Annotated in this window: 16 protein-coding genes; 3 read left to right on the forward strand and 13 right to left on the reverse strand. The window is 56.0% G+C overall.

The window, feature by feature from the left end:
• Window positions 1-28: 28 nt before the first annotated feature.
• From AC1EJ1_RS04275 to AC1EJ1_RS04305, 7 genes are all read right to left on the reverse strand, one after another.
• Window positions 29-892 carry a sugar phosphate isomerase/epimerase family protein gene (locus AC1EJ1_RS04275; protein ID WP_285014303.1) on the reverse strand — a complete coding sequence of 288 codons (864 nt, stop codon included), beginning with the start codon at window positions 890-892 and terminating at the stop codon, window positions 29-31.
• A gap of 38 nt (window positions 893-930) precedes the next feature.
• The gene (iolG, locus tag AC1EJ1_RS04280; protein ID WP_480295368.1) at window positions 931-1,920 is read right to left on the reverse strand and encodes an inositol 2-dehydrogenase; all 990 of its coding nucleotides are present in this window, start codon (window positions 1,918-1,920) and stop codon (window positions 931-933) included.
• 155 nt (window positions 1,921-2,075) lie between these two features.
• The gene (locus AC1EJ1_RS04285) at window positions 2,076-2,375 is read right to left on the reverse strand and encodes a hypothetical protein (protein ID WP_480295369.1); all 300 of its coding nucleotides are present in this window, start codon (window positions 2,373-2,375) and stop codon (window positions 2,076-2,078) included.
• Window positions 2,376-2,514: 139 nt separating this feature from the next.
• The gene (gene iolC, locus AC1EJ1_RS04290) at window positions 2,515-3,477 is read right to left on the reverse strand and encodes a 5-dehydro-2-deoxygluconokinase (protein WP_285014306.1); all 963 of its coding nucleotides are present in this window, start codon (window positions 3,475-3,477) and stop codon (window positions 2,515-2,517) included.
• Between the two features lie 512 nt (window positions 3,478-3,989).
• Window positions 3,990-5,885 (reverse strand): 3D-(3,5/4)-trihydroxycyclohexane-1,2-dione acylhydrolase (decyclizing), encoded by a 1,896-nt coding sequence (gene iolD, locus AC1EJ1_RS04295; RefSeq protein WP_480295370.1) that lies wholly within the window; start codon window positions 5,883-5,885, stop codon window positions 3,990-3,992.
• Window positions 5,885-6,793, reverse strand: a complete 909-nt coding sequence (iolB, locus tag AC1EJ1_RS04300) for a 5-deoxy-glucuronate isomerase (protein WP_285014308.1) — start codon at window positions 6,791-6,793, stop codon at window positions 5,885-5,887. The genes iolD and iolB overlap by 1 nt, the downstream gene beginning before the upstream one ends.
• Complete coding sequence (locus tag AC1EJ1_RS04305; protein ID WP_285014309.1) at window positions 6,790-7,653, reverse strand: Cgl0159 family (beta/alpha)8-fold protein; 864 nt, start codon at window positions 7,651-7,653, stop codon at window positions 6,790-6,792. The genes iolB and AC1EJ1_RS04305 overlap by 4 nt, the downstream gene beginning before the upstream one ends.
• A 372-nt stretch (window positions 7,654-8,025) precedes the next feature.
• On the opposite strand from AC1EJ1_RS04305, the gene AC1EJ1_RS04310 reads away from it, so the two are divergent.
• The gene (locus AC1EJ1_RS04310; RefSeq protein WP_285014310.1) at window positions 8,026-8,799 is read left to right on the forward strand and encodes a GntR family transcriptional regulator; all 774 of its coding nucleotides are present in this window, start codon (window positions 8,026-8,028) and stop codon (window positions 8,797-8,799) included.
• 13 nt (window positions 8,800-8,812) lie between these two features.
• Here AC1EJ1_RS04310 and AC1EJ1_RS04315 read toward each other — a convergent pair whose 3' ends face one another.
• The 6 genes from AC1EJ1_RS04315 to AC1EJ1_RS04340 all read right to left on the reverse strand — a co-directional run bounded on the left by AC1EJ1_RS04315 (window position 8,813) and on the right by AC1EJ1_RS04340 (window position 15,838).
• On the reverse strand, window positions 8,813-9,115 hold the full coding sequence (locus AC1EJ1_RS04315) for a hypothetical protein (RefSeq protein ID WP_480295371.1): 303 nt from the start codon (window positions 9,113-9,115) through the stop codon (window positions 8,813-8,815).
• A gap of 46 nt (window positions 9,116-9,161) precedes the next feature.
• Window positions 9,162-9,539, reverse strand: a complete 378-nt coding sequence (locus tag AC1EJ1_RS04320) for a hypothetical protein (protein WP_480295372.1) — start codon at window positions 9,537-9,539, stop codon at window positions 9,162-9,164.
• A gap of 156 nt (window positions 9,540-9,695) precedes the next feature.
• A complete protein-coding gene (locus AC1EJ1_RS04325; protein ID WP_480295373.1) occupies window positions 9,696-12,830 on the reverse strand; it encodes a type I restriction endonuclease subunit R in 3,135 nt (1,044 codons plus the stop codon).
• On the reverse strand, window positions 12,827-14,047 hold the full coding sequence (locus tag AC1EJ1_RS04330) for a restriction endonuclease subunit S (RefSeq protein ID WP_480295374.1): 1,221 nt from the start codon (window positions 14,045-14,047) through the stop codon (window positions 12,827-12,829). The genes AC1EJ1_RS04325 and AC1EJ1_RS04330 overlap by 4 nt, the downstream gene beginning before the upstream one ends.
• Window positions 14,044-15,603, reverse strand: coding sequence for a class I SAM-dependent DNA methyltransferase (locus AC1EJ1_RS04335; protein ID WP_480295375.1), 1,560 nt, complete (start codon window positions 15,601-15,603; stop codon window positions 14,044-14,046). Before AC1EJ1_RS04335 ends, AC1EJ1_RS04330 begins: the two co-directional genes overlap by 4 nt.
• Window positions 15,593-15,838 carry a helix-turn-helix domain-containing protein gene (locus tag AC1EJ1_RS04340; RefSeq protein WP_480295376.1) on the reverse strand — a complete coding sequence of 82 codons (246 nt, stop codon included), beginning with the start codon at window positions 15,836-15,838 and terminating at the stop codon, window positions 15,593-15,595. The genes AC1EJ1_RS04335 and AC1EJ1_RS04340 overlap by 11 nt, the downstream gene beginning before the upstream one ends.
• A 599-nt stretch (window positions 15,839-16,437) precedes the next feature.
• Between AC1EJ1_RS04340 and AC1EJ1_RS04345 the strand changes: the two genes are divergently transcribed.
• Both AC1EJ1_RS04345 and AC1EJ1_RS04350 read left to right on the forward strand, forming a co-directional pair.
• Window positions 16,438-16,692: a type II toxin-antitoxin system Phd/YefM family antitoxin gene (locus AC1EJ1_RS04345; protein ID WP_285014315.1), complete on the forward strand. Its 255-nt coding sequence runs from the start codon at window positions 16,438-16,440 to the stop codon at window positions 16,690-16,692.
• Between the two features lie 3 nt (window positions 16,693-16,695).
• Entirely contained in the window at window positions 16,696-16,956 is a 261-nt protein-coding gene (locus AC1EJ1_RS04350; RefSeq protein WP_285014316.1) for a Txe/YoeB family addiction module toxin, read from the forward strand.
• The last annotated feature ends 129 nt before the right edge of the window (window positions 16,957-17,085 follow it).

Raw genomic sequence — 17,085 nt, forward strand, 5'->3', positions numbered from 1 at the left:
AGCGAGACGCCTCGTCAATAGACCCGTCTTACTTGTCGAGAGCCTTGAGCACTTCCAGAGACTTCTTGACGTCAACGACAGGACCGCCGTTTGCCGGTGGTTCCTCGTCGATCATGATGTCCTGCTCAAGGACGTAGTAACCGTCAAATCCAGCTTCATTGAGCTTGTTGACGATCGCAGCGAAATCAATGTCGCCCTCGCCAATGGGTGCGAACATACCGGCCCTGACGCCCTCGCCCCACTTGAGTTCGCCGGGCAGAAGCTTGTCGGTCATGTCCTTGTGGATGTCCTTGGCGTGGACGATGTCGACGCGGTCGGCGTACTTGTTGACCAGTTCGACAACGTCTGCACCACCGCAGGCGAGGTGGCCGGTATCCAGGCACAGGCCAACCTTCGAGTTGTCCAGGACGCGCTCCACTTCGTCAACGTTTTGCACCATGGTGCCCCAGTGCGGGTGCAGGCAGGCGATCACATTGCGCTCGGCGCATGCGGCTGAGATGCGGTCGAGGTTGGTGAACAGTGTTTCCCAGCCTTTTTCGTCCAGGACAGGACGCTCGTCGTATCCTTCAACGCCGGAGTCTGCGGCGAGGATCAGGTATTTGCCGCCTGCGACCTCGAATGCATCGAGTTCTTTCTGGACGGCAGGAATCGGGTCGATTTCAGGGTCGTGCATGATGGACAGGAAGAATGAGCCGACGACGTCGAGTTCATACGTGGCGACCTGCGCGGCGCGGGCTTCAGCTTCGAGCGGCAGCCATCCCTGGGGGCCAAATTCTGTGGCGGTCAGGCCGATCTGCTTCATTTCCGTCAGGACGCGCTGCGGGTTCATCTGGTATCCCCAGCCTGGAACTTCACATACACCCCAGCTGATCGGGGCTCCTGCAATCTTCATCGTGTCAATCTTTCGTGTCGTGTGGATGTGCGGGTGATTCAGGACAACGTAATGGATGCGCCGGTCAGAGCCGATTCCTGAGCGGCTTCAGCGATTTGAAGAGCCTTGATCCCATCGGTGACGTTCGGGGTCGGTGTCTGGCCGTGTGCAATCGCGTCGAGGAATGTGTTGAGCTCGTTGCTGTATGCCTGGGCGTAGCGCTCCAGGAAGAAGTTGAGGTACGGCTCCTTCGATGCGGAGAAGTTCGATGTGGACAGTTCAACGGTTGTGGCGCGCACGTTGTCGGCGTTCAGCACGCCGTCGGCACCGAAGACTTCCAGGCGCTGGTCGTAGCCGGGGGCGCAGTGGCGCGAGTTGATGATGGTGGCGACAACGCCGTCAGCGTTGCGCAGCAGGATCATTGTTGCGTCGAAGTCGTTGGCTTTCTTGATCTCCGGGTCGAAGTTCTGGCCGTAGGCGAATACCTCGACAATGTCGCCGAGGAAGAAGCGCGCCATGTCGAAGTCGTGGATCGTCATGTCTTTGAAGATGCCGCCTGAGGTGGCCACGTACTGCGGGCTGGGAGCTTCGGGGTCGCGCGAGGTGATGGTCACCTGCTCGACCTGACCGATCTCACCCCGATCGACGAGGGCTTTGATCGCGGCGAAGGACGGGTCGAAGCGACGGTTGAAGCCGAGCATGATGGTCGGGTTGAGGCCTTCGAGGTCTTTCTCGAGCTGCTTGGCTGCCTCGTAATCCAGGGCGATCGGCTTTTCGCACAATGCGGGCAGGCCGGCTGTGGCGGCGGCAATGATGTGCTGTGGGTGCTGCGGTGTTGGGGAGCAGATGACGACTGCGTCAAGGTTGTCGAGGGCAAACAGGTCCTTCGCGTCGGACAGAACCGTTGCGCCGAATCGCTCACCCAGTTCCTGCGCTGCTGGCTGATATGGGTCAGCAATCGCCACCAGCTGTGCGTTGGGATTGGCGGCAATGGTGTTGGCGTGCACGTGTGCAATGCGACCTGCACCGATGAGACCAATATTGACCATGATAAGACCTCTCTTATTGTCACGGACAACCGGCGTTGGCTATCCCGTTGTGCGCCTGACTGCCAATCATAGCACGGCTTGTTCTGACATTAAAACCCTGATGCGATATATTCCCAGCATTACAGCGACTCGGACTTGGGCTTTCGCACGATTCTTTACACAAGCAGACAAGCCGCGGACACAATAGTTAGGACAATAACAATCGCGTTGAAAACAGCTTGGTTGATCCGGTTGGCGAGCAGTTTTCCAACAGTGGCGCTGACAATGGCGATTGGAGCCAGAAAATACATTGAGATGACAGGTCCACCAGAGTTTGCGAACACCCTCGTGAAACTTCTCAATGCGCCGTAGATTCCACGCATGTTGCTTCGTTTGACCGTTTCAAGCGTGAGGAATGTCAGTGCCAGGACGATAATTTCAATGGAGCACGCACCGACCCTATCGGCATTTGTCATACGTGTAAAGATTATTGCACGCACAAACAGTCTGCCAGACGAGGAGCCGCCACGCCGCCGTTCTAAGGCCACATGAAAAGGTGGGCGAGAGCCGAACTAATCGGGCTACTAGCCCACCCTCTCAGGCCACTGAGATGAGTCAGTTGTCTTCGGTCAGAACATCACATGTTCCGGCGTTGACTGCCTTCCAGATCTCTTCCTCAGTCGGCATTGCTGTGGAGCATTCCAGACGAGATGCCACGATCGCGCCGGCACCGTTGCAGCCCTGAATGATCTTCTCCAGATCCCAGCCCTGCAGCAGACCGTGCACCAGCGAGCCGCCGAATGCGTCACCAGCACCTGCGCCGTTCATGGGCACGCACGGTAGTTCAGGCACAACCAAGCGCTCGTCGGCCGTCTTAGCCAGTGCACCGTCACGCCCCTGCTTGACGATGGCGATCTTAACGCCGCGTTCTAGGAGCGCATCTGCAGCACGCTCGGGGTCCTTCTCCCCTACTGCAATTTCACATTCGGTGCGGTTACCCACTGCCACGTCGGTGTATTCGAGACACTCGGCGTAGCGCTGCCTGGCGAGTTCAATGTCGTCCCAGAAGATGGGCCGCCAGTCCATATCGAAAATCGTGTATGGCTTGTGGCCGCGCATCTTCAGGGCGTCAATGTGGGTGGTGTAGGAGGGGTCCTCTGACAGGCCGGTGCCGCTGAACCAGAAGACCTTGCAGTTCTTCACGGTTTCTTCCGGCAGATCAGACGTCTTGATCTGCAGGTCAGGAGCCGACGGCTCACGGTAGAAAAAGAACGGCGCGTCGGGAACAAGCTCGCAGAACGTCACCGGTGTGTTCAGGTTCGGATCGGTGATGACGAATTCATCGCTGACACCCAGGCGACGCATTTCGTCGCGAACGTACTTTCCGAATGGATCGTCGCCCACACCTGTCAGGATTGCCGCATCCTCACCCAGTCTTGCCGCTGCCACCGCGACATTCATCGGCGATCCGCCGAGGAACTTTTGGAACGTCGTTACTTGGTCGAGGGGCGTGTTCACCTGAAGGGGGTACACATCCACGCCACTGCGGCCAACGGTTAGAACGTCGTGAACTGCCATGACCTTTCTCCTCACTTCGTCGAGCTATTCAGCTTGTACTCTTTCAGTGTACGACAACGCCGAATATTTGTCACTACATTTAGGTGTGCCACTGCCCTGTCAGAGCAGTGACTTAACGCCGCCGCTTCACGACTGCATCATCCCATTGCTTCGCACGTCCACTCTCAGCGTGGCCGCCGACTCGGGCTTGTCGACGCCAGGTCCTACTGCCTCATACGCACTCAGCCGACCCACGATTGACACATCTATTTGTCCGAACATTCCCCAAATCGTGACGCATCAGCCCATGTACTGCCCTGGCACTGACCGCCCCAACCGGTCTGGCCACCTCGATCCTGACACCGGTCGTGGTCATCCGCCAGATCCTGAAAGCGGCTGACCAGATCTGATCTGGTCGCGCCACGCATAAACGCGGCAGCAGGGACACCCCTGCTGCCGCGTCTTTTCTGCCTCTGCAGATATGATGCGACAAGGCACCTGCACGCAGACGGCTTATCGCCGGCTCGTCATCGTTAGAGGTAGAGGCGCTGCTCGGCCTTCTTCTCTTCGTATTCCTTGCGGGCCTTGGTGGTCGAATCGATACGCGAGACCTCGGCCACTGCAACATCCCACCAACTTGAGCTCGGCGGATTCGGTCCGTACAGATCCGTCTCGATGTGGATCATCGTCGCCTTGTCCGATGCTTCGGCCTTGCGGTAGGAATCGCGGAACTCGTCCATCGTTGACACGCGCAGTACGTCCAAGCCCCACGATTCGGCATTCTTGGCGATATCGACCGGCAGGTATTCACCCGGTTCGTTGTGCGCATTGCCTGCACCCATCGTGTAGCGGGTACCGAACCTCTGGGAACCGTGCGACTCTGACAGCGCGCCGATCGAGGCGAAGCCGTGGTTCTGCAACAGGACATAGATGACTTTCACGCGCTCCTGAACGACGGTCGCCAGTTCCATCGGCAGCATCTGATAGGTACCGTCACCGACGATTGCGACAACCTCGGAATCAGGATGAGCCAGCTTGACGCCCAGGCCGGCCGGGATTTCATATCCCATGGTCGAGAAGGCGTACTCCACGTGATACTGCGTCGGGTTCTTCGCCTGCCACAGCGCCTGCAGGTCGCCGGGCATAGATCCGGCAGCGTTGATGACGATGTCGTTGTCACCCATCATCTCGTTCAGTGCGCCGAAGACCTCCAGCTGGGACGGCAGTGGCTGATGGTCAAGGTGGTAGAGCTCCTTCGTGGTCTTCTCCCACGCTGCCTTCTCATCAGCGATCCTGTGCGAGTACTCATCGTCAACATGCCAGCCATCAAGCGCGCCGGTCAGCGCGACAAGTGCCTCTCGCGCGTCGGCCACCAGCATTTCTCCAGCATTCTTCACTGCATCGAAAGGCTTGACGTTGATGTTAACGAATGAGACATCCGGGTTCTTGAACTGGGTGTGCGAGGCAGTCGTGAAGTCGGAGTAGCGCGTGCCTACACCGATGATCAGGTCAGCTTCGTCAGCAAGGTGGTTCGCGCTGTCACAGCCCGTTGACCCCACGCCGCCAACGGCCTGCGGGTGATCGAAGTTGATCGCGCCCTTGCCTGCCTGAGTGTCGGAGACCGGGATCCCGGTTGCGGTCGCAAAGTCGCGCAGGGCCTGGGATGCCTCGGAATACTTCACACCGCCGCCGGCTACAACCAGCGGCTTCTTTGAAGCCTTGATAGCTTCAACTGCGCGGTCCAGCGACGCCTGGTCGAGCGGAGCGCGGCGGATGTGCCATACGCGCTTGCGGAAAGCCGTGACCGGGAAGTCATACGCCTCGGCCTGCACGTCCTGCGGCAGCGCCAGCGTCACTGCGCCCGTATCGGCCGGGTCGGTCAGTGCGCGGAAGGCCTGCATGAGTGACGGGATCAGCTGCTCGGGGCGGTTAATGCGATCGAAGAACGCGCTGACCGGGCGGAATGCATCGTTGACCGAGGTGTCCAGTGTCTGCGCGTTCTCAACCTGCTGCAACACAGGGTCCGGGTAGCGGGTGGCGAAAATGTCGCTGGGGAACAGCAGAACCGGCAGACGGTTCGTCGTGGCCAGTGCGGCACCTGTGACCATATTCAGTGCGCCGGGCCCGATCGAGGACGTGCATGCGAAGATACGCTGACGGTTGGTTGCCTTGGCGTAGGCGGCGGCCGCGTTGACCATGCCCTGCTCGTTGCGCGGCATGATGTAGGGCAGGGATCCGCCATCGGGTTCGGGGTTCAGCTCGTTTTGCAACAAAGCCTGTCCGATGCCGAGGACGTTGCCGTGACCGAAAATGCCGAATGCACCGGAGACAAAGCGGTGCTCTTCCCCGTCATGCTCGACGTACTGGTTCACCAGGAAGCGGACGATTGCCTGTCCAACTGTGAGGCGTACTTTTTCTTCGTTGGCCATTACTTCACCTCTGATTCTTTAATCGGGAAGAACGGGACTCGTTCGTCGATGTCGAGCCCTTCCCATTCCTGTCGCATCCACGTGTGGACCGGGTCATCTGTCATGAGCCACACTGAGTCTTCAGCCGGGCCGCCCATCACGTTGAGATAGTACATGTCGTATCCGGGCGCAGCTGCCGACGGACCGTGGTAGCCGTGAGGCACGATGACGGTGTCACCGGAGCGCACTTCGGTGCACACATCGATTGGGTGTCCCGGCGAATCGTAGACTCGCTGCAGGCCAAATCCCTCGGTCTTCTGGTCGCTGCCCGTCAGGCCACCCTCGCGAATTTCGAAGTAGTAAATCTCTTCAAGGACGCGTTCGGAGTCTGTGTGCTCATCGTGCTTGTGAGGCGGGTAGGAGGACCAGTTGCCGCCAGGGGTCAGCACTTCGGTGACCAGCAGGTGCGACGTTTCCACTTCATTGCCGAGGGCGTAGTTGTTCACCTGTCGAGTCCAGTTCCCGGAACCACGAATGCCACTGTTGACGTCGTCAACCGGGCAGTACCGCACAGGCAGATCTTTAGTCGCCTTGGTTGCCGGCAATGCAAAGCGGCCGTCGGTCGTTGCGGTGAGCGTGAATTCCTTGCCGCGCGGGATGTAGATGTAGTCGGTGACGCCGGTCCATATGGATTCGCGGCCGGCCAGCTCGTAGTGTTCGCCGTCAACCTCAACGGTTGCTGAGCCTTCGAAGGGAAGAACCAGCAGCTCTTCGCCCTCGGTGTCGACTTTCTGGGACTGGCCTGCTTTGAGCGCGACGACGCGCAGCGAGCACCATTTCCAGCCGGCTCGTTCAGCGGAAATCGAGGTCTGGAACTTGCCTTCGGCCGTGCTTCCGGCCTTGATGACGTATTTTTCGTTGTCGTTCACAGTAACTCCACAGTATTGTCGACAGCTTTGGTGACATCGCCATCGGTCGGGAACAGAAGGGAACGCCCGATGACCAGGCCAAAGACGTTCGGCTGTTGCAGGGCGACGTGCCACTTCTCCAGTGTCGCGTCAGCATCCTTGGACACCTCGCCGCCCAGGATCAGCGACGGTAGTGTCGCGGCTTCCATGACGCGCTCCATGTCATCGACACATGGCAACTTCAACCAAGTATAGGCGGATGTGCGACCCAGGCCTGAGGCAATTGCCATCGACTTGATGACGGCGTCAGGGGTCAGGTCGTTGACGATGGAGCCGTCCACCCAGTTCGACATGAAGGGTTCGATCATGGTGACCAGCCCCCTGTCCGACATTGCGTTGACTGCGTCGGATGTTGCCTTGAGGGTGTTGGCCGTGGCGGAGTCTTCCAGGCAGATACGCGTCAGCGTCTTGCCACCGTCCAGCCTGGCCTTTTCGATGCCGTCCGGATCGTAACAGTTGAATTGGTCGTCCATTTCGAACTTCGAGCCGCGCAGGCCCACGCGGTTCATCGATCCGTAGACAAGTTTTCCCTCGAGGGCGCCCACCAATGCGAGATCTTCGATCATGTCGGCTGTGCCCAGGAAGCCGTTGACACCGGGCCTGCTCAGCGCTTCCACGCAACGCTCGAGCACGTCGATGCGGCTGGCCATCGCTATGTCATCGTTTCCTGCTCCCAGTGCGCCGCGCGCAGGGTGGTCACAGGCGATGATCATGAGCTTGTCGCCTTTCTTCAACTCGCCCGGCTTGCGTGATTCCAAAGCTTGCGCAATCCGCTGCGGTTCATACATCCTGATCTCGGGAATTTCCCTGATAGCTACCATTTCTTCTCTCATCGTCGTACGAGCCCTATTGCTCACGGTTACACTGCCAGGATCGGTCGGGCCAGCGTTGTGCCCGTCCGGCTCTTGGTTTTTGACCACACTCATTATCTCTCACATAGTTTCCACCGTCAAGTGTTTGTCAGTACAATTTAAGGTTTTCTTGCCTAATTAGATACAACAAGAGGATGTGAACGCTGGGCAAACTTTCTTTTTATTTGTCACCTCCAACTCCCTCAAAATGAGGTATCATTCGGAATTGACATGACTAGCGTGTACACAACATGACGTGGACCCTGGCTAATGATCCTTCACCATCGTGGCTGATGAGTACCTTTACCGCGAGAACACGCCAACAGGCAGTGGGAGATTGACATGACAACTACCAAGTCAGACGAGGAACACCTCGACGAGCCCTTCATCCTCGAAATCACCATTAATCGTGACTCGCCGATTGCTCTGCACCAGCAGATCTCTGTACCACTGGAACGCATGATCACCAAGGGTGAGATCCTGCCCGGCCAGGCAATCGAGGACGAGGTGTCACTGGCGAACCGCTTGCAGATCTCTCGCCCGACGGTTCGACGCGCATTCCAGGATCTGGTAACGAAGGGGCTACTGTCGCGACGTCGCGGTGTCGGAACGCGGGTCTCCCCCAGCCCGGTTCAACGCCAGGTGAAGCTGTCGAGTTTGAACGAGGACCTCATCAAAGCCGGCCACACTACCCGCACGGAAGTCCTGCGCTACGAGGTGCGTTTTGCTGATGAAGACATCAGTAAGAAACTCGAGTGCGATGAGGGGACGGAAATTGTGTTCTTCGAGCGTTTGCGGTGGCTCGATAACTCTCGCCTTGCCTTGATGCAGAACTACGTGCCCTCTGACATTGCCCCGTCGCTGACTGACTTGGCACGTGACGGCTTCTACCATTGCCTGGCCCAGTCTGGTGTCCACCTCCAGTCGGGCTATCAGCAGATCGGAGCGAAGAATGCCTCTGACTATGAGGCGGAGATTCTGCACGTTGATTCGTCGGCTGCCCTCGTCACCATGAAGCGAACGTCGTATGACGAAACGGGGCGGATCGTCGAGTACGCGACGCACTGCTACGACGCTGCGCAGTATGCCGTGACGATGCCGCTGGTGACCGCCTAGCGCCTTTTGCCGCTTAATTTTGCGGCCAGATAACGTAGTTGTTTCCGCCGCGAGGCTCGCCCACAGGCAGGCTGACGTCAGTGGACAGTCGCAGATCACTGAGCCCGACGATCACGCGCTGGCCGTCAAATTGGCTCCAATATTTCAGAGTCTCGTTCTCTGAGTCGCCCTCCCAGTCGGATTCAACCAAGAGAACACAGCGCGCTGTGGTCGCATTTTGCGTGAGCTCGGCGGGCTCCTCGTCGTATCGATATTCCTCTGCTGGACTACGGGCGAGGTTTCCTGAAGCGATCGTCACGAGCGTTGAGGTTTGCATTCCTGTACCTGAGCTCAGCGTCGGGTAAATCACTCCTCTACCCTACTTAATTCCTCGATCGGTGCCACGAATTCCCGGCACTCAAAGCGCCGGTCTGCAGGGATTCTTCGGGTGCCTGGACAGGAGTATCGGTCCCATCAGAGGAGAAGATGCGCACGAACTGAATCATCTGAGCCTGTGTGCGCACAAGAAGTTCTGGAACATCGTCGCCTGTGGCTTCAGTCAGCGTGTACTCATGTCCAGACGGCGCATTGTCGAGGTTTTCGCCGATATCAGACGGGATGAAGGTGCAGGAGTCGACCTCGTCAAGAATCTGGTTGTATGCCTCGGCCGCTTCTTGCTGGGGTGTCTTTTCAGGTGCCGGGGCACTTTGCGGGGCGCTACGAGCATCGCTCTGGCTCACCTGCGACTGCGGGGCGCTCACCGGCTCATCGTCTTACTGCACGCTCCGATAGTCAGCGCCATCAATGCGCACACGGCTGCTGTCAGTGGTTTGATGTTTCAGGTAGACAAGCTTCGTCTGTACACCATAGCTACAATGCTCCTGAATTGATTGACCGTGCAGAACAGTAGATTAGCGCTAGTCATCGTAACCATCACCGGCTGCAAGATGCTCGGCCTGTTCGATAATCAGCTTTACCGCATCTTCCTGCTTGTCTGGCGGGTACTTATACTTTGCGAGGAGTCGTTTGATCCGAGAACGCATACGAGCACGAACGGACTCTTTCAAAGTCCAGTCGATGGTTGCCGAGCGTCGAATCGTGGCAACGAGTTCGCGGGCTATTGCTTTGAGAGCTTCGTCGCCCATTTCCATGATGGCCGAGTCGTTTTGAATGATCGCATCATAGAGTGCTACCTCGGCATCGGTGAGTCCGAGTTCCTCGGAGCGTTTCTTGCTTTCGCGCATCTCCTTGGCAAGCGCGACGAGTTCAGCGATGATTTCCGCGGTGGTCAGCGAACGGTTTGTGTAGCGTTTGACGGCGTCGGTGAGCATTTCAGAGAACTTGCGTGACTGGACGAGGTTGGTTCGCTGAAGTGTGCGGATCTGATCATTGAGCAGGCGGCGCAACAGGCCAAGCTGCAGGTTGGGTTTGTCGCTTGTGCCAATCGAGTCCAAGAACTCATCCGACAGCAGCGATAGTTCGGGCCTTTCCATGCCAGCGAACTGGTAGACATCAACGACTTGATCTGTAGTTACTGACTCGTTGACTAACTGTGCGAGCACAGAATCAATGTTCCCGGTTCCGACGCGACTTTTGCCGGAATCGGGGTTAAGGATCTTGAGCGCTGCAGCTCGCACGTCAGTGAACAGTCGAACGTCATCACGGATCGCTTCTGCCTCTGGCCGCGACGCCACCAACGCATAGGCTTTCGCCAAGGCGAGTACTTGGTCGTTGTATCGCTTGGTGATGTCTTCATCCGAGAGGATGAAGTCGAGCACCGTCGCGTATTGTGATAGCCGCTGTGAAGCAGATAAGGAGGGCGAGGGGTCGTAGGTGACAGTATGCAAAATGCCTTTGATGATGTCGTACTTTTCCTGCATCACCCCCACGAGCTCGTCGATAGGGACACCGGCCTGTTCACGGTCTGAGGGCGAGTACACGGCGAGCGCTTCTTGTAGTGACTGGAACAGCCCGATGTAGTCGACGATCAGTCCGCCGGGTTTGTCTTTGAACCGGCGGTTCACCCGTGCAATGGCTTGCATCAAGCCTGCGCCTTGCATCGGCTTGTCTACGTACATGGTGTGCAGGGATGGTGCGTCGAATCCGGTGAGCCACATATCACGTACGATCACGATCTCCAGCTCATCGTCTGGATTCTTTGCACGTAGCTTGAGATCGCGGCGTTCGTCTTTCGAGTGGATGTGGGGCTGGAAGTTCGCTGGGTCAGCAGCTGAGCCAGTCATTACGACTTTGATCTTGCCCTTGTTTAAATCATCGCTATGCCATTCGGGACGCAGCGCGACGATCTTTTCATACAACTCAACCGCGATTCGACGGCTCATCGTCACAATCATCGCCTTGCCTGCCATAGCAGCGCGGCGTTCTTCCCAATGATTGACGATGTCTACTGCCACCGTATTAAGGCGGGATTCAGCACCCACCAGCGCTTCGAGCTGGGACCATTTGGATTTCGCGCGTTCGGACGCATCGATACTGTCGCCTGCGGCTGCTTCATCAACGAGCTCATCAATGTGGGCAAGTCCATCGTCGGTGAGATTGATTTTCGCGAGCCGGGATTCATAGAAAATCCTGACCGTCGCACCATCTTCAACCGCGCGCGTCAGGTCGTAGACATCGACATAATCGCCAAACACCGCCCGAGTAGAGCGGTCAGTGGAATCGATCGGGGTGCCAGTGAATCCAAGGAACGTCGCGTTAGGTAGCGCGTCGCGCATGTGCTTGGCCAAACCCGTTTTCAGGCGACCTTGTGAATCCAGGGTTTCCCTGAATCCATACTGAGAACGGTGAGCCTCATCAGCGACAACGACGACGTTACGCCGATCAGTGAGCACTGGATTCAAATCTCCATCCTCACCAGGAGCAAACTTGTGGATCGTAGTAAAAATGATCCCGCCAGATGCGCGAATCAGCAGCGAGCGCAAATCGTCTCGCCCTTCTGCCTGCACGGGCGTTTCAGGCAGAATATGCGCTGGAGCGAACACCTCACCGAACAACTGATCATCCAGATCGTTACGGTCAGTGATGAACACCAGCGTCGGGTTAGCCATGCGTGGGTCGCGCATGAGCTTGGCTGCATAAAACACCATCTCAAAGCTCTTGCCCGAACCTTGGGTGTGCCACACCACGCCACCACGACGATCCCCATCGGGACCTGAGGCGCGAATCGTTGACTCCACAGCGGCATTAACCGCCCAATACTGGTGGTATTTCGCCACTCGCTTGATCAACGCCCGACGTCGCTGACCCGATCCCTCGTCCGCGACAGGCTGGTCAGAAAACACCACGAAATTACGCAAAATGTCGAGGAACCGCTCAGGCGTGAATACGCCCTTGAGTAGCACCTCTAACGCGGGACGATTAGTCACAACGTCACGGCCATCGATGGTCTTCCATGGCGCGTAATGCTCAAACCCACCGGTGAACGAACTCATCGCAGCGGCCGTGCCATCCGAAATCACCGTCACCACATTAGGAACAAATACCGACGGGATCTGCGAACGATACGTCTGAATCTGATTCCAGGCATTGCGCATCGTGGCATTCTCATTGGCCGGATTCTTTAGTTCCAACAAGCCGACCGGAAAGCCGTTCAAAAACGTCAGCACATCCGGGCGGCGATTGTAGCCGTTCTCGATAATCGTGAATTGTCTCAACGCTAACCAGTCATTATCGAGTGGACGATCGAAATCAATCAGCTGCAGTAAGACTGTGATCGTTTGCCCATCAGCAGCCTTGCTCTCCACCGGCACGCCCTTGACCATCAACTCATGCAAACGCTGATTCTCCAACACGGTGTCTTGCGACTCAGCGCGCTGAATCCGCCCCAAGGCGTCACTGATTTGCTGCGTAGATGCCGTTGGGTTGAGGCGCACCAGCGCCTCTGCCACCCGATTCCACAACACCACATCAGATGGGGACTCCCGAACCTCACCTACAGCCGCACTAACCGGCCCAAAGCCAGTGCGATACCCGATCTCAGCAAGCCACTGCAACGCCGCCTGCTCAACGACTGACTCAGTAAACCGAATCACAACCCCGCCTCCTGATCAATCGCTTCACGCGCCTCCGGAACGCGGATCCGACCAGACATTAATTCAGGAAGAATGGCGTCACGAAGCTGGGTTAGCTCATAATTTTGCCTATAAAGATGATCTTTATGATTGATAATAGTAGCGGCAATCCTATTAAATTCAGCGAAAAAGATTTCGTCGTAAAGCTCCATTTCCAGATTCCTGAAATCAGTTTTGTTAAATTTTGGTTGAGCTGATCCACCCGTAATACTTTTTATCTGCTCACTGCCAACACCGTACCTAAAATAGCAATACAGAAACGCATTCGAAAATAATTCTGACTCACTCTTTACCAAAAGTATATTATTTCCAAGAGTCATTCTACTCTCTAATTTTGGACAGAGATAAACACTCCCAACGTCGCCAACATTAGAAATGATAACTTCTCCACCAAAAAGTTTTGTCTTAGCAAGGAACTCGTAGCTTTTCTGGTCGACAGATTTCGAGAAAAATCCATTTTTCAGATCAGTATTCCTGATAAATGTGGCATAACCTGAGCCTTCTGAAAGAGTGACGTTTTCTTTCAGCGTCTTAAAACTACCATTCGCAACATAATCAGTTACTCTTATGGGTAAATTAATGACTCGTTCTCTCCCGCCATTTCTGTGATTTAATGCGAATTGTTTCTGGAAATACGCCACTAAAATTTCTTCAAGAAGGCTAACTTGCTTCTGGTTGGATTCGATCTTGTCGTCGAGCACACCCAGCGTAGTGGCGATTTGTCGTTGTTCGACGAGATCGGGAAGATCCCAAAGCGTGGATTCGAGCGTACCGAGTTGTACACGTTGCCTCCCCGAACTACCAGTCATGCTGGCAATCGCAACTGATCTCATCTGGTCAGTGCGCAAGAGATAATAGATGTATTCAGTATCAGAGATGCCCTCAATCCCTCTAGCTACAATGAATTCAGTCGATCCAAATGCAGGCTTACTTCGGGAAGATTCCGCTGCACGATAAATCGATGTTTTGCCATTTTCCAGAGATGGAGTTATACGCGCTAACAAAATGTCACCATCGAGAAACTTTGTCCCACCAGTGTACGGTTTCGATTCCGTAGCAACGACATCTCGATACCATGGAATCACCGAATCCATCGGCACAAACGAGGCGACGGTACCTTTTGGAAGCCTGACCGTAGGATTGAAATCGATAAATTCAGATAGGAACATTTCAGTCATTCAAATATTCCCTTCAGGCGATTTTTGATCTCATTTTCCAACGCTCTACCCACTTCAAACTCAGCAAATAGTTCATTCATCAGCCGTTCGATCTTTTCATCGATGGGTTCATCGTCAGCTTCAACTTCAGCGATGCCGACGTAGCGTCCAGGGGTGAGTACGTAGTCATTGGCTGTGATGTCGTCTAAGGAGGCCGCTTTGCAAAAGCCTGGTTCGTCGGTGTACTGCCCGTAGTCGGTCTTCGATCTCCAGGTGTTGTAGGTGCTAGAGATCTTTGCAATGTCATCTTCGGCGAGTTCGCGGCGGGCTCGGGTGATCATGCGTCCGAGCTTGCGCGCGTCAATGAAGAGCACTTCGCCTTTGCGCTGGCGGTGGCCGTTGCCGTGGCGGTTTTTTGACAGGAACCACAGGCTTGCTGGGATGCCGGTGTTGAGGAATAGTTTGTCTGGCAGTGCGACGACGCAGTCGACCAGGTCGGCGTCAACGAGTTTCTTGCGAATTTCGGGGTCGGTGCCGTCTGAAGAGGACATCGCCCCGTTTGCCATGACGAAACCGGCTGTGCCGGATGGTGCGAGGTGGTAGAGGAAGTGTTGGATCCAGGCGTAGTTGGCGTTTCCTTCGCGGGGTGTGCCGTAAACCCAGCGCGGGTCATCAGCGAGTGATTCGTCCCAGTAGTCGGAGATGTTGAATGGCGGGTTGGCGATGATGAAATCGGCTCGCAGATCGGGGTGCAAGTCCTCGGTGAACGAGTCTGCCGATTTCGCGCCGAGGTCGGCATCAATTCCACGCAGCGCGAGGTTCATTTTCGCGAGTTTCCAGGTGGTGTTGGTGAATTCTTGGCCATAGATCGATAGCTGATTACGGTTGCCGCCGTGTGCGTCCACGAACTTCGCTGATTGCACGAACATACCCCCGGAGCCGCAACACGGATCCAGCACGCGGCCCTGGTAGGGCCGCAGCATCTCAACCAGAGTTTGCACCACACTGCGCGGCGTGTAGAACGCGCCGCCCTCTTTACCAGTTTCCTTGCCTGCGAACTGGCCAAGAAAGTACTCATAGACTGAGCCCAACACGTCGTCGGACCCGTGGTCAGTGTTGGAGCCGAACCCGATGGTGCCAATCAGATCAACAAGTTCGCCTAGGCGTTTCTTATCGAGCCCCTCCCTGCCATAGTTACGCGGTAAAACGCCACGCAGGCCGGGGTTTTCGCGTTCGATCAGCTGCATTGCTTGGTCGATGAGCTGGCCAATCTCGGGCTGTTTGGCTTGGGCTTGAAGTTCACTCCAGCGCGCTCCTTCGGGCACCCAGAACACGTTGTGGCCGGTGTATTCGTCGCGGTCCTCCAGGAAGTCATTGAATTGGCTCTCGTCGATGCCGTCTGCGACGAGCTCATCTTTGAGCGCGGCGCGGCGTTCCTCGAACCTGTCGGACACGTATTTGAGGAAAACCAGGCCAAGCACCACGTGCTTGTATTCGGAGGGCTCTTGGTTGCCGCGTAGTTTGTCGGCCGCGTCCCACAGTGTTTGCTCTAAGGTTTTCTTGCTTTTAGCGGCCATTGGCTACTCCTTGTTGGACTGGTGCGGTGTTGTGGGCTGGGATGGTTTCGAGGATGTCGAATAGGTCGCAGTCGAGAGCTTCGCAAACTTTGATGAGGACATCGGTGGTGATGTTTTCATTTTTGCCGAGCTTGGCGATAGACCCAGCGCTGATTTTGGCGGCGGCTTGCAGGTCTTTCTTCTTCATGCCTTTGTCGATGAGCAGCTTCCATAACGGCTTATAGCTGATTTTCATCGCGCGCCTTCCTGCTGCCTAGGGTGTCGTTTAGTTTCTTGCCCCATGTACACCCGTAGAGCACTTCGTATTCTTTCCAAGGTCAAAGTTCCGAATTAGCAGTCTAAAGAAGGTCTTGAACTCCATCGACACCTCAGCGTCTCAACCCTGTCTCATTTCTTGCCTCAGTGCGTCTCAGACTGCTGCGTATCGTTATTGGAAGTAGCAGCGAGTTAACTGTGTAGAACATCAGCTCACTAATTTTACCGAAATTATCTCGCGGTTGCGAAGAATTAATGGCCACGATATACGAGTGAAAACATGGGTAAAAACTCGACATCGACTCCGGCGAGCTAGCGCTCATACTTGACACTGACCGGCGCCAACGTATCACTTAAACCAAAACAGCCGTGGATCAGGCTGCCCGCGCCGGCACTTGGGACGATCTCAAAGCCTTCTCTAATCCAGTCAGCAACGCGCTATAGGCCATGAGCATCGTCGGAGCAATCCCGCAAGTCGTTACCGGACATGCAAGTAGCAGCAACGCTTAGATCGCCGAGCACCGTAGTCTTGCCATCAAGCTTCTCCTGAAGTACAGTTTTACGTACAGGAGGTGGGGTATGAAGACGATGAGTTACACCGATTCTCGCGCAAACTACGCCCAGGTGTTGAACGACGTTGTCGACGACCGTGAGGAAACGATCATCACCCGTGCCGGACACGAACCGGTCGTGATCGTCTCACTCGCCGACTACGAATCTCTGAGAGAGACCGCCTATCTACTACGCTCTCCCTCCAATGCTCGACGTCTCCTCGACTCAATCGATAATCTCGAACACGGTCGCGGAACTCAGCATGACCTCGTCGAGGACTGAGAAGTGATCCTTGTCTGGGATGAGGGTGCCTGGGAGGACTATCTGTGGTGGCAGACAGAAGATCGTCGAATACTCAAGCGCATCAACCGGCTCATTAAAGACATTGCCAGGAACGACAATGAGGGCATTGGCAAACCCGAGGCGCTGAAGCACGGGCTATCCGGCTACTGGTCGCGGCGGATCACCGACGAGCATCGATTGGTCTACAAGGTTGTTGGCGACGAGATTCGGATTGCCGCCTGTCGATACCATTACGGCCGCTGATCATCCGACGCCAACGAAGGAGCCCAGCGGTTGGGCCACAAAAAAGGGGTTGATGCCCGGATTGTGTGTACGTGGTGTTGGTTTTTGTTCGGTGTGTCAGGGGTTTGAGCGCTGTGTACATGCTTTGAA

This window comes from Pauljensenia sp. C0170B4 (assembly GCF_056590235.1).

What these genes read in the sequence shown, in the direction of transcription:
- iolD (WP_480295370.1), bottom strand. Translation starts at nt 5,885, where the DNA reads ATGGCCAACGAAGAAAAAGTACGCCTCACAGTTGGACAGGCAATCGTC.
- AC1EJ1_RS04305 (WP_285014309.1), bottom strand. Translation starts at nt 7,653, where the DNA reads ATGGTAGCTATCAGGGAAATTCCCGAGATCAGGATGTATGAACCGCAG.
- AC1EJ1_RS04310 (WP_285014310.1), top strand. Translation starts at nt 8,026, where the DNA reads ATGACAACTACCAAGTCAGACGAGGAACACCTCGACGAGCCCTTCATC.
- AC1EJ1_RS04340 (WP_480295376.1), bottom strand. Translation starts at nt 15,838, where the DNA reads ATGAAAATCAGCTATAAGCCGTTATGGAAGCTGCTCATCGACAAAGGC.
- AC1EJ1_RS04330 (WP_480295374.1), bottom strand. Translation starts at nt 14,047, where the DNA reads ATGACTGAAATGTTCCTATCTGAATTTATCGATTTCAATCCTACGGTC.
- iolG (WP_480295368.1), bottom strand. Translation starts at nt 1,920, where the DNA reads ATGGTCAATATTGGTCTCATCGGTGCAGGTCGCATTGCACACGTGCAC.
- AC1EJ1_RS04275 (WP_285014303.1), bottom strand. Translation starts at nt 892, where the DNA reads ATGAAGATTGCAGGAGCCCCGATCAGCTGGGGTGTATGTGAAGTTCCA.
- AC1EJ1_RS04315 (WP_480295371.1), bottom strand. Translation starts at nt 9,115, where the DNA reads ATGCAAACCTCAACGCTCGTGACGATCGCTTCAGGAAACCTCGCCCGT.
- iolC (WP_285014306.1), bottom strand. Translation starts at nt 3,477, where the DNA reads ATGGCAGTTCACGACGTTCTAACCGTTGGCCGCAGTGGCGTGGATGTG.
- AC1EJ1_RS04335 (WP_480295375.1), bottom strand. Translation starts at nt 15,603, where the DNA reads ATGGCCGCTAAAAGCAAGAAAACCTTAGAGCAAACACTGTGGGACGCG.
- AC1EJ1_RS04345 (WP_285014315.1), top strand. Translation starts at nt 16,438, where the DNA reads ATGAAGACGATGAGTTACACCGATTCTCGCGCAAACTACGCCCAGGTG.
- AC1EJ1_RS04285 (WP_480295369.1), bottom strand. Translation starts at nt 2,375, where the DNA reads ATGACAAATGCCGATAGGGTCGGTGCGTGCTCCATTGAAATTATCGTC.